The sequence below is a fragment of the Blastococcus sp. CT_GayMR20 genome (assembly GCF_004570345.1).
On the sequence record NZ_SPQM01000035.1, the window covers coordinates 24,399 to 38,533 of the forward strand.

The following is a 14,135-nucleotide window of genomic DNA, read 5'->3' on the forward strand; positions in this document are numbered from 1 at the left end:
GAGACCCGCCGGAACCGGCGGGGCGTTCCTAGGAGGACAACATGGCCGCAAACAACGTGGCTGGCCGCGGCAAGACCGTGCCGGAGATCCTGGCACTGGCCTTCGGGGCCATCTACCTGCTCGTCGGCGTCGTCGGCTTCTTCGTGACCGGCTTCGACGACTTCTTCGCGCACGACACGAACGAGACGCTGCTCGGCTTCGAGATCAACGGCATGCACAACGTCGTGCACATCCTGATCGGTGTCGCCGGGCTCGTCCTCGGCCGCACGCTGGCCGGCGCCCGCACCTACGGCTGGCTGCTCGCCGTCGGTTACGGCGCCGCGTTCATCTACGGCCTGCTCGCCATCAACAAGGAGTGGGACTTCCTCAGCATCAACACCGCCGACAACGTCCTTCACATCCTGACCGCCGTGGTCGGCCTCGTGATCGCGCTGCTCCCGGTCCGCAACGCCGTGGACAGCCGCACCACTCGCTGATCCCACCGGTCCGGCAGATCCTGCCGGGCCCGCGAGAGCCGGGTCCCGCCTCCCTCCGGGGTGGTCGGGGCCCGGCTCCCGGCGTCTTCCCGCCCGGAGGCTTTGCGAGCAGACTGATCATCGCGGCGGGAGGCCGGAGGCAGCCACGTTCCCGTCCGGGACCCCACGGGGGTGCGCCTTGAACCCAGGCATGGACGACGACCCGGTCCTCCGCTCCCTCGGCGCCGACCTCGAACGCGACGACCCCGAACTGGCGGCGCTGCTCAGCGACACCCCGGGCGCGCGCCCCCAGCCGGCCTCCCCGCCCGACCACACCGGTCTGTGGTTCCTGCTCGTCCCGCTGCTCCTGCTCCCCGTGCTCACCGCTGCGCTCCTGCTGCCCGCGCGCGTGACGCTGGGCGTGGCCGCGATGCTGCTGATCCTGGGTTCGCCCCTGGCGGTGTGCTGGATGTGCGCGGCCATCGACCGGGCCGATCCGGGAGCACCCCGGCACCCGTGACCGACGACGGCACGCACCCCCGATGCGACGCCGGTCACGTCCGCCGATACCTTGCCAGGCATGGACTTCGCCCTCTCCGCACGCGCCGAGGAAGTCAGTGCCCAGCTCTGGGACTTCATGCGTGAGCTCGTCTTCCCGGCCGAGCAGGTCTACGACGAGTGGCGGGCCGAGCGCGGCCACGACAACCACGAGCACCCGCCGGTGCTGGAGGAGCTGAAGGCCGAGGCCCGCAAGCGCGGCCTGTGGAACCTGTTCCACCACGAGCTCGGTGGGCTGTCCAACCTCGAGTACGCCTCGCTGGCCGAGATCATGGGCTGGTCGCCGACCATCGCGCCCGAGGCCACCAACTGCGGCGCCCCGGACACCGGCAACATGGAGACGCTCATGTTGTTCGGCACCGACGAGCAGAAGCAGCGCTGGCTGCAGCCCCTGCTGGAGGGGGAGATCCGCTCAGGCTTCGCGATGACCGAGCCGGACGTCGCCAGCTCCGACGCGCGCAACATCCAGACGTCGATCGTCCGCGACGGCGACGACTACGTCATCAACGGGCGCAAGTGGTGGACCAGCGGGGCCGCCGACGAGCGCTGCCAGATCTTCATCGTGATGGGGAAGACCGACCCCGAGGGTGCCCCGCACCGGCAGCAGTCGATGGTCCTGGTGCCGCGCGACACCCCGGGCGTGGAGATCATCCGGCACCTCCCGGTGTTCGGGTACCAGGACCAGCACGGCCACTCGGAGCTGCGGTTCACCGACGTCCGGGTGCCGGCGAGCAACATCCTGGCCGGCGAGGGCGACGGCTTCATGATCGCCCAGGCCCGCCTCGGCCCCGGCCGGATCCACCACTGCATGCGCGCCATCGGCATGGCCGAGCGCGCGCTGGCGCTCATGGTCGAGCGCACCAAGTCGCGGGTCGCGTTCGGCCGCCCGCTCGCCGACCAGGGCACCGTCCGCGAGGCCATCGCGCTGTCGCGCATCGAGATCGACCAGGCCCGCCTGTACGTGCTGAAGACCGCCGACCTGATCGACAAGTTCGGGGCCAAGGGGGCCCGCACCGAGATCTCGGCGATCAAGGTGGCGGCACCGAAGGTGGCCCTCGACGTCATCGACCGGGCGATCCAGGTGCACGGCGGCGCCGGGGTCAGCAACGACACCGTCCTCGCCCGCTTCTACGCGAGCGCCCGCACGCTGCGCATCGTCGACGGCCCGGACGCGGTGCACATCCGCGGCGTCGCCAAGGAGGAGCTCGCCCGGGAGCGGCCCTTCTCCGGCTGAACTGTCGGCAGGACCTGCGATGGTGCCGCCATGACGAGCACCGCAGAGGTGGAGTCGCTGCTGGCCGACCACTCCGACGCGGTGGCCGGCATCGCCCGGCTGCTGCGCCGGACCCTCCTGGACGGGCACCCGCCGCTCGTCGAGCGCGTCCGGACCGGGTGGCACTCGGTCAACTACCACGACCCGGCCGCGGGCTTCGTCTGCGCCGTCTTCCCGTTCGCCGACCGCGTCCAGCTGATCTTCGAGCGGGGCACGGAGCTACCCGACCCCGAGCACCGGCTGACCGGGTCGGGCCGCCGGGTCCGCGCGCTGGAGTTCGCCGACGAGGGCGACGTCGACCCGGAGATGGTGCTCGAGTTCCTCGACCACGCCCTCGACGTCGGAGCCCGGGTGCGCAGCCGCTGACGGTCAGGGGGCGATCGTGCCCCCGAAACCCCCGGCGGCCAGCTTCGCCATCAGCTGGGTGCGGTCCAGGCCCAGCGCGTCGAGTGCGGCGCCGTCCCGGTCGGTGTCGATCTCGTCGCCCAGGTCGCGCTCGGCCTTGTCCGCGGTGTCGTTGTCGCCCTGGGTCCGGAGCATCCGCACGAACTCCTGCTTGTCGAGCTTCACCGTTCCTCCGTCTCCACGCACCGTCGCCCGGAGTGTGGTGCGCGTCACGACGCCCCGCAATCCGAGCGCCGCACCCGCCTGATCCGATTGCGGCGGCGTTCGTTGCCCCCGCCCTCGGGCGTCATGGAGAGTGACGAGGGGGTGCCCCATGGCAGCTCGCGACGAGACCGGCTTCGAGGATTTCGTGGCCGCCAGGTCCGCAGACCTGCTGCGGACCTGCGTGCTGCTGACCCGCGATCGTGGTCATGCCGAGGACCTCCTGCAGACCGCACTGGTCAAGGCGTACCGCAGATGGGGTCGGATCAGCCGGGACGACCCGTACCCCTACGTCCGCCGGATCCTGGTCACCACGGCGGCCAGTTGGAGGCGCCTGCGGTCGACGCAGGAGATCGTCTCGCTCCCGGCGTACGACCCGCCCGGTCCCGACCCGACCGAGGCGGTGGCCGAGCGCGAGCGGCTGGCTGCCGCACTGGCGACACTCCCCGCCCGCATGCGGACGGTGCTCGTCCTGCGTTATGCCGAGGACCACAGCGAGGCTGCCACAGCCGAGCTCATGGGCTGTTCGGTGGCCACCGTGAAGAGCCAGACCGTGCGGGGGCTCGCCCGATTGCGCACCGTCCTGGGCGACACCGCCCTGATCACCGTTCCCGAGGAGAGCTGACATGGCGCCGTTCGATGCCGACCTCGAAGGGCGCCTCCGCGACCTCCGGGTCCGCGCCGACGACCTGGCGCCCGCGCCCGCAGACCTGGTCCGTGCGGTCCGCGCACGGCACCGCCGGCAGCGGCGCACCCAGCTCCGTTTCGCCGCAGCAGGGCTGGCCGTGGCGCTGCTCTTCATCGGCGTCCCGGTGATCGCGTCGACCCTCGACGCCCAGCGCTCGGAGACCGCGAAACCCGCCGAGGAGACCCCCGGCAGGGCCGAGCGCGCTCTCTACGGGCAGCCTCCGCGCGGTTCGCTCGCCGATGACGAGGAGTGGCTGGCCGGGATCGCCGCACGCAAGCTGGTGCCTGCCGATCCGGCCGAGGAATCGTCGACGAGTCCGGTTTCCGAGGAGTCGATCGACGTCCGCGCGACCGCCTTCGCCGGTGACGTTCCCGGGGCCCGGGTGGCACTCGTCGTCGCCCGTCTGCGGGACGACCGCGTGGTACAGGCGTGGTTCACCGGCCCCACGGGTGCCGAACCGGAAGAGATGACCCTGACGGAGCTCGACGACGCACCCCGGACTGGTCCGCTCGCCCTGCTGGACATCCCCGACCCCGTGCGTGGTGAGGCCGTTCTGGTGGTGGCCGCCTTCCCCGGCGACGCCGCAGAGGTGATGACCGGCCACGTCGTGACGGCGTCCGGCGAGATCCGCGAGCGCTGGGAACAGGTGCCCATTGACGACGGCGCGGGGTGGCTCGGCCTCGATCTCCCGGTGGTCTGGCTGCAGAACAGCACGCAGCTCCGCATCGGCCCGGGGGGTGAGGACTGGGAACGGATCTCCCCCCGGCTCACCGAGCGGACGGCCGCAGCAGAAGACCCCGGCCTGCTCGGACTGGCCGACCCCCGAGGCCTCCGGGGCGCGGTCGACGAGTTCCAGTTGCGCACGGCGGTCCGCCATCTGGTCAGCGCCTTCGGATCGCATCCCGACGAACTGGGCCTCACGCTGCTCGCCGGGGGGCGGGTCGACGGCCTGCCGGCCAACTCGCTGCTCGTCGGCGCCACATTCGCTTCCGGCGCCACCATGGGCTTCGTCGTCGTCTACCCGGACGACCTCGGCAATCCCTCGATGGCGACGACCTACCAGAGCCAGACCGCGACCGGGGTCGCTCCTGCAGGGACTGCCCTGCTCGACCGCGTCTTCGCCGTGGAACTCGCCGAGGTCGTCACGGTCAGCGGACCGGGATCGGGCATGCGGGCAGAGATCTACGACGCCGAGGGCGTGCCGCTCACCACGGTGCCGCTCGTCGCGGGGGCCGGTGCCGGGGCCCTGCCGCCGCAGACCCCGTCCGTCGTGCGCATCTTCGACGGATCCGGCGCGCTCGTGGCCGAGGCGCCGGTGACGCAACCGGGCGAGTGACCGGTCAGCCGCGGGTGGCCCGCCGGTAGAGGAAGCCGCCCACCCCGGCCAGGACCACGCCGAGCACGAGCTGGCCCAGGCCGACGACGGTCTGCCCGGTGCCGAACCAGGTCACCGAGGAGACCAGGAGGACGGCGGCGACACCGAGCACGAGCAGCCCGATCAGGCGCTCGCGCCGCGGGTCGCCGGATGCGGGGGAGGGGGCTGGCATGCGTCCCACCCTTCCAGCCGGTCAGAGGCGGTGGACCAGCAGGATCTCCTCGCGGTCGTCGCCCGGCGCCACGCGGATCGCGCCCGGTACCCGGCCGACCTCGGTGTAGCCCAGACCCCGGTAGAACGCGTCGACACCGGTGCCGCCGCGCGCCCCGAGGTGGAGGAACTCCAGTCCGCGCGCCCGCGCGATGTCGTGCACGCCGAGCATCAGCGCCGTGCCGAGGCCCCGCCCCTGGTGGGCTGGGTGCACCTGCACGCGCAGCACCGTCGCCCAGTGCCGGCGCAGCGGGCTGGAGAAACCCGCCAGTGAGGCGAACCCGGCGGGAGCGCCGTCCACGGTCAGCAGCGCGAGGACGTCGCGCCCCGACCGCACGCCCTCGAGCAGCCGGTCCAGGACCGGCGCGACGTCGGCCTGCGTCACCGGCGGCACGAAACCGACGGCGCCGCCCGCGTTCGTCACCTCGGTCCAGCAGGCGAGCAGGGCCTGCCGGAGTACGGCGTCGACTTCGGACACGGGACGGACCTCGACACCCACGGCGGTCATCCTCCCGCGCCGCCGTCCTCGGGCCTCGGGAGACCCCGGCGCAGCGCGCACGACCGTCTGGCGTGTCGGCGTCGAAGGGATCAGCCTTCCGCCATGACAGACCTGTTCGCCGAGTCGACCGTCTCCGCCGCGGAGCTCGAGGGCCGGCGCGGCTTCGACCCGGGGTTCCTGGGCGTCGACGTCCCGATGCCCGGGCTCGCGACGACCCTGCCGACGATGCTGCTCCACTACCTGCACTACAGCGTCCTGATGCGCCCCGACCGGCGCTTCGCCGCCCTGACCGCGCTGAACCTCGACGGCAGCAAGCTGCTGACCGTGGACCGGTCGGACCGGTGGAAGTTCGATCCGCGGCTCGCCGCCGAGCTGCAGGCCGGGCCCCCGGTCTACGCCAACAACGACCTCGACCGGGGTCACCTCGTCATGCGGGCGTCCTCCACCTGGGGTGCGACCAAGGACGAAGCCGGCAAGGCCGAGGCCGACACCTTCTTCTTCACCAACGCCGCGCCGCAGGCCGCGACGTTCAACCAGGGCCGGGAGCTGTGGCTCGGCCTGGAGGAGTACCTGCAGGAGCACGCGGCCGGCTTCGACCGCAGGCTCGTCGTCCTCGCCGGCCCGGTGCTCGAACCGACCGATCCGCCCTACCGCGGGGTCCGGGTCCCGCTGCGTTTCTGGAAGGTCGTCGCCTTCCTCCAGGACGGCGCCCTGGCCGCGACCGGCTATCTGCTCGACCAGTCCCCGATGGTCGACGACCTGCAGGGCGCCATCGCCGAGGCGGCGGCCGCGGGGCACGTCCCACCCCTGGGCCCCTTCCGCACGTTCCAGGTGCCGATCGCCGATGTCGCGGCCCTGACCGGGGTGGTGCTCGACCAGCTGGCCCTCGTCGACCGGCTCGGCGCCCCCGTCACCGGGGTCGCGCCGCCGCCCGGTCAGGTCTCCACCGGCTGGAAGGCGCTCGCCACGCTCGAGGACGTCGTCCTGACGGACTGAGCCTCTTGTCAGGCAAGTATTCACTTGCCTATGGTGTGCGCATGGGCGACGTGTTCAAGGCGCTCGCGGACCCGACCCGGCGCGTCCTCCTGGACGAGCTCCAGGAGCGGGGCGGTCAGACGCTGTTCGAGCTGTGCAGCCGGCTCATCACCCGGCACGGACTCACCTCGTCACGGCAGGCCGTCTCCCAGCACCTGGACGTCCTCGAGGCGGCCGGCCTGGTCAGGACCCGCCGTGAGGGTCGCTACAAGTTCCACGACCTGGACACCTCGCCACTGAAGACCATCACCGAGCGCTGGCCTCCCGCCGGCGACTGAAGGGACCCCGTCATGCGGATCAACCTGGCCAGCGTCCTCGTCGACGACCAGCAGAAGGCGCTGCGCTTCTACACGGACGTGCTGGGCTTCGTGAAGAAGAACGACGTCCCGATGGGCGAGCACAGCTGGCTGACCGTGGTCTCGCCGGAGGACCCGGACGGCGTCGAGCTCGTGCTCGAGCCGGGCGACCACCCCGCGGTCCGGCCGTTCAAGGAGGCGCTCGTCGCCGACGGCATCCCGTGGACCTCGTTCGCCGTGGCCGACGTCCACGCGGAGTTCGACCGGCTGAAGGGGCTCGGCGTCACCTTCACCCAGGAGCCCGCCGACATGGGGACGGTGACCACGGCGGTCTTCGACGACACCTGCGGCAACCTCATCATGATCGCCGCGCAATAGCGGTCAGGCGGGCAGGAGCACCCGGTCGGGGCCAGGAACCCGGACCAGCGCCGCTCCGTAGGCCGCCAGTCCGAGGAACAGCCACGCCGGAGGGTGCGGCAGGGGCCAGCCGGCCTCGGTCAGGATCCCGGCCAGGACGGCGACCGGAACGGACGCCAGGCTGGCGAGCGGCGCCCACCGGGGCAGCAGCCGGCGACCGAGGACGACGACGGCGAAGACGACCAGGGCCAGGAGCAGCACCGGCAACGCCACGGACGAGGCCGTGATCACCCAGGCCTGGTCGGCGTAGATGCTGTCCAGGCGTGCGCTCGCGGCCGCCGGCGTCAGCCCGCGGTCCAGGGTCGCCTCGACCACGCTGTACGGGCCGGCTCCGACGACGGTGGTGGCGGCGAGGAGGCCGGCCGCGACCGCCGGCACCCGCTGTCCATCCCGAGCCAGCGACCGGGCCCACGGGAGCAGTCCGGCGGCGAGCGCGAGGATGGCGAGCACCTTCGCGACGTGCACCGGTCCGTTGAGCCAGAACGCCCGGACGTCGGGGCTGTAGGGGCCGGTCACGACCTCGAGTGCAGTCGTCGCGGCGATCCCGAGGGCGCCGCCGGTGATCAGGATGGACGGTCGGGGACGGAACACGGTGGCCTCCAGGCTCTGGACGATCGATCCCCGGAAGCCTCGACGCGTCGCCGTCCGCCGGGATCCCGGCCAACCTCCCGATCCTCTGTGGCCGGCCACAACGGACGCGGGGGCCCATCCCGTCGACGGCAGCCGTTCCACAGCGAGAATGACGCCGTGGGGACCCCGGCACGGGCAGCGACGGTGGTGGGTGCTGGCTGCGCGTTCGCCCTGCTGCTCTCGCCCTCGTACCTGCCGGCGGGTACGGATGTGGTCGTCACGGGCGTCCTGCCCCTCAGCTTCTTCGCCGCGGGAGTCCTGGCTCGGGTCCTGCGGCCCGGCCATTCGGTGGGCGACGGTCTGCTGGCGGTCGGCGTGCTCCACCTCGCCGCGATCAGCGGGGCGCTGCTGGGCACACGCGTGTCCGGCGTCGCGGCGGTACTGGTCGCCGAGGCGTCAGCCGTCCTCTACGCCCTGGGCTTCGTCGCACTGCTCGACCTGCTGGTCCGGTACCCGACCGGCCGGCACGCCTGGCGCGCCGTCGGCCCGCTCGTCCTGAGCGCCGCGGTGCTGGCGACGGTCGTGGCCGCGCTCGCCGTCCTGGGCGGTCGGGAGGCGCCCTCGGTGCTGGGCCTGGAGGGCGACCCCAACCCCGTGCACGTGCCGGCGCTGAGCCCGTTCTCGGCCGGGGTTGCGGCCATCGCGCTCCTGCCGGTCGCCGGCGTCGTCCTGCTGCTCGCCCGCTACGCCTCCGCCACCGAGCAGGACCGCGCCCAGATGCGCTGGCCGATCGGCACCGCGGCGCTCACGGCCGCCGGGCTGCTGACCACCGGTCTGGCGGAGGACGCACTGGGCCCCGGCACGCAGACGGCTGTGTTCGTCACCGCAGGGGCGGCGCTGCCGGTGTCCTTCCTCGTCGGCCTACTGCGGCACACCGAGGAGGCCGATCGGCTGGCCGCCGTCGAGGCGTCCCGCGCGCGCCTCGCCGAGGTGGCCGACGCGGAGCGACAGCGCATCGAACGCGACCTGCACGACGGTGCCCAGCAGCGGATCCTCGCCCTTCTCACTCGGGTGGAGCTGGCCCGCGGGGGGGTCGACGGGGGTGGTGCACTCGACGTGGAACTGCAGGGCATCTCCGCCGAGCTCCGGTCGGTGCACCGGGAGCTGCGGGAACTGGCCCGCGGCGTCTACCCGGCGACGCTCACCGACCACGGCCTCGCCGAGGCCATCCGCTCCGCGCTGGGGCGTCTGCCCGTACCGGCCCAGCTGGCGGTCACGCCCGGCGTCGAAGGCCGACGTTTCCCGGTCGCCGTCGAGGGTGCGGCCTACTTCGTGGTCCTGGAGGGGCTGGCCAACACGTTGAAGCACGCCGGCGACGCGGAAGTACGGGTCAGGCTCGACGCGACCGACGACGTGCTCCGGGTCACCGTCGCCGACAGCGGCCGGGGCTTCGACCGGCCGGTCGACGGCACGGGACTTCTCGGGCTCCGCGACCGCGTCGCCGCCGCGGGCGGATCGCTGGACGTCGACGGCCGTCCTGGCACGGGGACGACGCTCCGCGCGCTGCTGCCCGCGGTGGGCCGTGCCGGTGGGTGATGCCTCCGGTGGACTGCGGGTGGTGATCGCAGAGGACAACTACCTCGTCCGGGAGGGCGTCCGTCGACTGCTGGAGTCGACGGGAGAGGTCGCCGTACTGGCCGCCGTCCCGACCGCGAACGAACTGGTGGGCGCTGTCGACGAGCTCTTCCCGGACGCGGTGCTCACCGACATCCGGATGCCTCCCGACCACTCGACGGAGGGGATCCGAGCGGCGCACGCAATCCGCTCGTCGCACCCCGGCACGGGAGTGGTCGTGCTCTCCCAGCACGCCGATGCCGGGTACGTGCTCGACCTGCTCCAGCACGGCGCCGAGGGCCTCGGCTACCTGCTCAAGGAGCGGATCGGCGACCGGGACCAGCTCGTGTCCGCGCTGCGGGAGACCGCCCGGGGCGGATCGGTCATCGACCCGGTCCTGGTGGACGCCCTGGTCGGCCGGCGCCGGCTCGAGCGCTCCTCGGGGCTCGCGGACCTCACGGAGCGGGAGCTCGAGGTCCTGCGCGCCATGGCCCAGGGCATGTCGAACACCGCGATCGCGGGGACGCTGTTCCTGTCGGAGTCCTCGATCGAGAAGCACGTGAGCGCCATCTTCGCGAAGCTCGGCCTCGCCGAGGAGCCGCGGCTCCACCGTCGGGTGGCGGCCGTGGTCACCTATCTGCGCGCCACGGGCAGCTGATCGCCGCCCAGTAGCGGTCAGCCGTCGCGCGTCTCCGGCTCGCCCTGGGCCAGGGCCGCCTCGGCCTGCGCGGGGTCGTAGGCGCAGGCGTCCCCGACGTCCGTCGCCGGGTCGGCGGCGGGCGCCGGGGCGGCGGGGTCGGTGGTGCCGGGCGCGGGCGATTCCGCCGTCCCCCCGTTCTCCCCGGCCGGTGGTGCGCTCGCCGGCGCGGGGTCGATCGCCTGCTGCACGATCTGCCGCATCTGGTCGTAGTCCGGGTACGCCGGGTCGATCACCGAGGCGTCGAAGACCACGCTCCGCACGTCGGCCTCCTGGACGATGAACGCCAGGTCCACGAAGTCGTCGAGCGCCGAGCGCGGGATGTCGGTGCGCACGATGTCCTGCGTCGTCGCCGCGAGCTCCTGGTACTGCCGGAGCAGGGTCACCGGGTCGGCGGCGTCGATGATCGCGTCGATCGCGCACCGCTGGCGGGCCATGCGGTCGTAGTCGGTGAGCCCGAACCGCCCACGGGCGAAGGCGAGGGCGGTCGCGCCGTCCAGCTTCTGGTCCGGTCCGGGCGCGATGTAGGCGTCCGGCAGCGAACCGGTGCCCGGGTCACCACCGACCGGGACGTAGTAGTTGACGTTGACCGTGATGCCGCCGAGGGCGTCGACCAGCCGGCTGAAGCCGTCGAGGTTGACCAGCACGTAGTAGTCGATGTCCAGCCCGAGCGCCTCGCCGACGCCGAGCTTGAGGAAGTCCGCGCCGGGATTGTCGGTCGGGCCCAGGATGTCGGGGTAGGCCTCCGGTCCGTTCCGGTAGACGGCGTTGAGCAGGCTCTCGCTCTCGTCACCGGCCTCGAAGCCGTCGGGGTAGACCTCCGCCAACGGGCTGTCGGCCGGGAACGGCAGGTCCTCCAGGTTGCGGGGGAGGCTGACCAGTGTCGTGTCGCCGGACTCGGTGTCGATGCTCGCCACGATCACCGTGTCGGTGCGGACGCCCTCGCGTCCCTCGCCGCCGTCCCCGCCGAGCAGCAGGACGTTGACCCGCTCCTTCGAGCCGAACGGGTTTGGGCTGTCGACCACGGTCGCCGACTCGCCGTCGTCGGAGAAGACCCCGGCGATGAGGTCGCGCTGGGTGGCCGCGACGCGGGCGACCATGAACGCCGGGGCGCCGATCGCCAGGACGAGGAGGCCGACGACGACGGCGCCCAGCAGATGTCTGCCGCGCGACACCCGGGGCGGCAGCAGCATCCGGTACCCGGCGACGACCACCACGATCCAGAGCAGCGCGACGAGGGCGATCCCGCCGACGATCCAGAACAGCCAGCCGGTGTCGACCGAGGCCCGGAGGACAGATCGACGTCCGCCGGTGGCCAGCCACACGCCGCCGGCGACCAGCAGGAGGAAGACCACGAGGGTGACGGCGCCGAGCTTGCGGCGGCCGGCCGCCAGGAAGGCCGTGCCGGGGACGACCGCACCGAGCGCGGTCAGGCCGAGTACCGAGCCGAAGCCGCGCGATGCCCTGCGACGACCCGGTGGGGGCACCCGGGGAGGGACGGGAACGGGCTGCGTCGCGTCGTCGCTCACGCGCCGTCCGCCGCGTGGGGCCGCCAGGTCATCGGACCATGATCGCACCGTTCCGATTCCTGGGCGTTCGCTGGACGGATCCCCGCATCGTGACCCCTCCCGTCAGTGCCGGTCGCCCAGCACGGGAGCCAGTTCGTTCTCCACGAGGGTGAGCGCCGAGGCGATCGCCATGTGCATGTCGAGGTACTTGTACGTGCCGAGCCGGCCGCCGAACCAGACACCGCGTTCCGCTCGAGCCAGCTCCCGGTAACGGGTCAGCCGCTCCCGGTCGCCGGCGGCGTTCACCGGGTAGTAGGGCTCGTCGCCGACACCGGCACTGCGGGAGTACTCGCGGAGGATCACCGTCCGGTCGGACGGGTGATCCCGTTCGGGATGGAAGTGCCGGAACTCGTGGATGCGGGTCCACGGCACGTCCTCGTCGGCGTAGTTCATCACCGGCGTGCCCTGGAAGTCACCGATCGGCAGGACCTCCTGGTCGAAGTCGAGCGGCCGCCACGACAACGGCCCCTCGCAGTGGTCGAAATAGCGGTCGAGCGGCCCGGTGAAGACCACCGGCACGCCGGCCGGCAGGTCCTCGCGCACCTCGAAGAAGTCGGTGTCCAGTCGCACGTCGATCAGGTCCGACTCCGCCATCCGCGTCAGCCAGTGGGCATAACCGTCGACCGGCAGCCCCTCGTAGGTGTCGGTGAAGTAGCGGTTGTCGAAGGTGTACCGCACGGGCAGCCGGGTGATGACGTCCGCGCTGAGCTCGCGCGGGTCCACCTGCCACTGCTTCGCGGTGTAGCCCCGGACGAAGGCCTCGTAGAGGGGCCGCCCGATGAGCGAGATCGCCTTCTCCTCCAGGTTCGCGGCCTGCGCGCCAGCGACCTCGGCGGACTGCTCGCGCACCAGCGCGCGGGCGTCCTCCGGTGACAGGTGGCGGCCGAAGTACTCGCAGATCGTGGCCAGGTTGATCGGCATGGGGTAGACGCGGTCCTTGAAGACCGTGAACACCCGGTGCTGGTAACCGGTGAAATCGGTGAACCGGTTGACGTACTCCCACACCCGCCGGTTCGAGGTGTGGAACAGGTGCGCGCCGTACCGGTGGACCTCGATGCCCGTGGTGGGCTCCCGTTCCGACCAGGCGTTGCCGCCGAGGTGGCTGCGCCGCTCGAGCACCAGCACGCGTCTGCCCATCGTGCGGCTGATCGTCTCGGCGACCGTCAGCCCGTAGAGGCCGGATCCCACGACGATCAGGTCGGGGTCGCCCCACCGCGCGGTCATGAGCGCAGCGTCCGGGCGGTGGGGCAGGGCGCCTCGGTGCGGCAGGTCGGGCAGCGCTCCTCGCCGTCCCCGGTCGGGGGATGCAGCAGCATGGCCGCGGAGATGCGCCCCAGCAGCGGCGCCCTCAGGAACGGCGTGGCGGAGGTGACTGCGGCCTCGGCCAGTTGCAGGACACCGGGGCCGGTCAGCCTGAGCCGGCCGAGGGCCGGGTCCTGCAAGCCGGCCAGGGCCGCGTCCACGCCGTATCCGTGGGCCCGTTCCAGATCCTCCGGCAGAGCCGGGGGTGCCGGAGGGCCGTCGGCAGCGGTCATGCGGGGGTCCCGATACCCGACGAGGCGACCGATCCGGTGGTGCCTGCCTCGATCAGGGCGGCCATCTCCCTGGCGATGACGTCCCACTCGTGCCGCCGGGCTATCGGCCGGAGCCGCCGGTCCCGCTCCGCGCGGGAGTGGCCGAGGACGTGGCGGCAGGCGGCGGCGAAGCCGGCGGCGTCGTCCGCCAGGTGGACCACGCCGTCGTAGTCGGCCACGACGTCGGGCACCCGGGTGGACACGACCGGAAGGCCCGCGGCGAGGTACTCGAGGGTCTTCGTGGGACTGATCGCCCTGGTGGCCTCGTTGAGCGCGAAAGGCATCAGGGCCACGTCGAACCCGGCCATCACGGCCGGCAGCTCGTCGTAGGTGACCATGCCCGGGTACTCGAGATTCGGCGCATGGGGGAGGGTGGCAGGGTCGATCTTCGCCACCGGGCCGACGACCCGGATCGTCCAGTCCGGGAGCGCCGAGGCGAGTCCTTCCAGCAGCCCGAGGTCCAACCGCTCGTCGAGGACGCCTACGTAACCCGCCACCTTCCGCCGACGGCCCCGGTCGCGCAGCTTCCGTGACCTCGCGTAGTGGGCCGTCTCCACGCCGCTGGGGAAGAGGTGGACCTCCCCGTTCCGGTGGGACCGCACGGACCGGTGCAGCGAGCGCCCGCCGGCGAAGACGACGTCCGCCTCGGCCAGCGCGCGCCGCTGTCGCAGCCGGAGGCCCTCAGGCGCCCGGAGGAAGG

19 protein-coding genes are annotated in these 14,135 nt (G+C 72.6%); 11 read left to right on the top strand and 8 right to left on the bottom strand.

Features of this window, described 5'->3' with window-relative positions:
- The first annotated feature begins 41 nt into the window (after window positions 1–41).
- The 4 genes from E4P40_RS10615 (at window position 42) to E4P40_RS10630 (ending at window position 2,652) form a co-directional block, all read left to right on the top strand.
- A complete protein-coding gene (locus E4P40_RS10615) occupies window positions 42–476 on the top strand; it encodes a DUF4383 domain-containing protein (RefSeq protein WP_135158604.1) in 435 nt (144 codons plus the stop codon).
- Window positions 477–666: 190 nt separating this feature from the next.
- Window positions 667–975: a DUF3040 domain-containing protein gene (locus E4P40_RS10620; RefSeq protein ID WP_135158605.1), complete on the top strand. Its 309-nt coding sequence runs from the start codon at window positions 667–669 to the stop codon at window positions 973–975.
- A 60-nt stretch (window positions 976–1,035) separates the two neighbouring features.
- Complete coding sequence (locus E4P40_RS29325) at window positions 1,036–2,247, top strand: acyl-CoA dehydrogenase family protein (protein ID WP_135158606.1); 1,212 nt, start codon at window positions 1,036–1,038, stop codon at window positions 2,245–2,247.
- 30 nt (window positions 2,248–2,277) lie between these two features.
- Window positions 2,278–2,652, top strand: coding sequence for a DUF1801 domain-containing protein (locus tag E4P40_RS10630; protein ID WP_135158607.1), 375 nt, complete (start codon window positions 2,278–2,280; stop codon window positions 2,650–2,652).
- A 3-nt stretch (window positions 2,653–2,655) separates the two neighbouring features.
- Here E4P40_RS10630 and E4P40_RS10635 read toward each other — a convergent pair whose 3' ends face one another.
- On the bottom strand, window positions 2,656–2,856 hold the full coding sequence (locus E4P40_RS10635; protein WP_135158608.1) for a hypothetical protein: 201 nt from the start codon (window positions 2,854–2,856) through the stop codon (window positions 2,656–2,658).
- Between the two features lie 148 nt (window positions 2,857–3,004).
- On the opposite strand from E4P40_RS10635, the gene E4P40_RS10640 reads away from it, so the two are divergent.
- Both E4P40_RS10640 and E4P40_RS10645 read left to right on the top strand, forming a co-directional pair.
- A complete protein-coding gene (locus tag E4P40_RS10640) occupies window positions 3,005–3,517 on the top strand; it encodes a SigE family RNA polymerase sigma factor (RefSeq protein WP_135158609.1) in 513 nt (170 codons plus the stop codon).
- A gap of 1 nt (window position 3,518) precedes the next feature.
- Window positions 3,519–4,916, top strand: a complete 1,398-nt coding sequence (locus E4P40_RS10645) for a hypothetical protein (protein WP_135158610.1) — start codon at window positions 3,519–3,521, stop codon at window positions 4,914–4,916.
- A gap of 4 nt (window positions 4,917–4,920) precedes the next feature.
- On the opposite strand, the gene E4P40_RS10650 is transcribed toward E4P40_RS10645, so the two are convergent.
- Window positions 4,921–5,127: a hypothetical protein gene (locus tag E4P40_RS10650; protein ID WP_135158611.1), complete on the bottom strand. Its 207-nt coding sequence runs from the start codon at window positions 5,125–5,127 to the stop codon at window positions 4,921–4,923.
- Between the two features lie 21 nt (window positions 5,128–5,148).
- On the bottom strand, window positions 5,149–5,643 hold the full coding sequence (locus E4P40_RS10655) for a GNAT family N-acetyltransferase (RefSeq protein WP_245160252.1): 495 nt from the start codon (window positions 5,641–5,643) through the stop codon (window positions 5,149–5,151).
- A gap of 123 nt (window positions 5,644–5,766) precedes the next feature.
- Between E4P40_RS10655 and E4P40_RS10660 the strand changes: the two genes are divergently transcribed.
- Genes E4P40_RS10660 through E4P40_RS10670 form a run of 3 tightly spaced genes read left to right on the top strand, consistent with a single transcriptional unit; the run spans window position 5,767 to window position 7,373 of the window.
- Window positions 5,767–6,660: a DNA/RNA non-specific endonuclease gene (locus tag E4P40_RS10660; protein WP_135158613.1), complete on the top strand. Its 894-nt coding sequence runs from the start codon at window positions 5,767–5,769 to the stop codon at window positions 6,658–6,660.
- A 41-nt stretch (window positions 6,661–6,701) separates the two neighbouring features.
- A complete protein-coding gene (locus E4P40_RS10665; RefSeq protein ID WP_135158614.1) occupies window positions 6,702–6,977 on the top strand; it encodes a metalloregulator ArsR/SmtB family transcription factor in 276 nt (91 codons plus the stop codon).
- Window positions 6,978–6,989: 12 nt separating this feature from the next.
- Window positions 6,990–7,373: a VOC family protein gene (locus tag E4P40_RS10670; RefSeq protein ID WP_135158615.1), complete on the top strand. Its 384-nt coding sequence runs from the start codon at window positions 6,990–6,992 to the stop codon at window positions 7,371–7,373.
- A gap of 3 nt (window positions 7,374–7,376) precedes the next feature.
- On the opposite strand, the gene E4P40_RS10675 is transcribed toward E4P40_RS10670, so the two are convergent.
- Window positions 7,377–8,003, bottom strand: coding sequence for a hypothetical protein (locus E4P40_RS10675; protein ID WP_135158616.1), 627 nt, complete (start codon window positions 8,001–8,003; stop codon window positions 7,377–7,379).
- A 156-nt stretch (window positions 8,004–8,159) separates the two neighbouring features.
- Here E4P40_RS10675 and E4P40_RS10680 point away from each other — a divergent pair, with 156 nt between their 5' ends.
- Window positions 8,160–9,578 carry a histidine kinase gene (locus tag E4P40_RS10680; RefSeq protein ID WP_135158617.1) on the top strand — a complete coding sequence of 473 codons (1,419 nt, stop codon included), beginning with the start codon at window positions 8,160–8,162 and terminating at the stop codon, window positions 9,576–9,578.
- Window positions 9,579–9,597: 19 nt separating this feature from the next.
- Window positions 9,598–10,254, top strand: coding sequence for a response regulator transcription factor (locus E4P40_RS10685; protein WP_245160253.1), 657 nt, complete (start codon window positions 9,598–9,600; stop codon window positions 10,252–10,254).
- 17 nt (window positions 10,255–10,271) lie between these two features.
- Here the strand turns inward: E4P40_RS10685 and E4P40_RS10690 are convergent, their stop codons facing one another.
- The 4 genes from E4P40_RS10690 to E4P40_RS10705 form a co-directional block, all read right to left on the bottom strand.
- Window positions 10,272–11,822 carry an LCP family protein gene (locus E4P40_RS10690; RefSeq protein ID WP_135158618.1) on the bottom strand — a complete coding sequence of 517 codons (1,551 nt, stop codon included), beginning with the start codon at window positions 11,820–11,822 and terminating at the stop codon, window positions 10,272–10,274.
- 102 nt (window positions 11,823–11,924) lie between these two features.
- Window positions 11,925–13,085 carry a UDP-galactopyranose mutase gene (gene glf / locus E4P40_RS10695; RefSeq protein WP_135158619.1) on the bottom strand — a complete coding sequence of 387 codons (1,161 nt, stop codon included), beginning with the start codon at window positions 13,083–13,085 and terminating at the stop codon, window positions 11,925–11,927.
- Window positions 13,082–13,396 carry a hypothetical protein gene (locus E4P40_RS10700; RefSeq protein ID WP_135158620.1) on the bottom strand — a complete coding sequence of 105 codons (315 nt, stop codon included), beginning with the start codon at window positions 13,394–13,396 and terminating at the stop codon, window positions 13,082–13,084. The genes glf and E4P40_RS10700 overlap by 4 nt, the downstream gene beginning before the upstream one ends.
- Window positions 13,393–14,135 (bottom strand): glycosyltransferase (locus E4P40_RS10705; protein WP_135158621.1); only part of this gene is annotated, 743 nt, incomplete at its 5' end. The genes E4P40_RS10700 and E4P40_RS10705, both read right to left, overlap by 4 nt.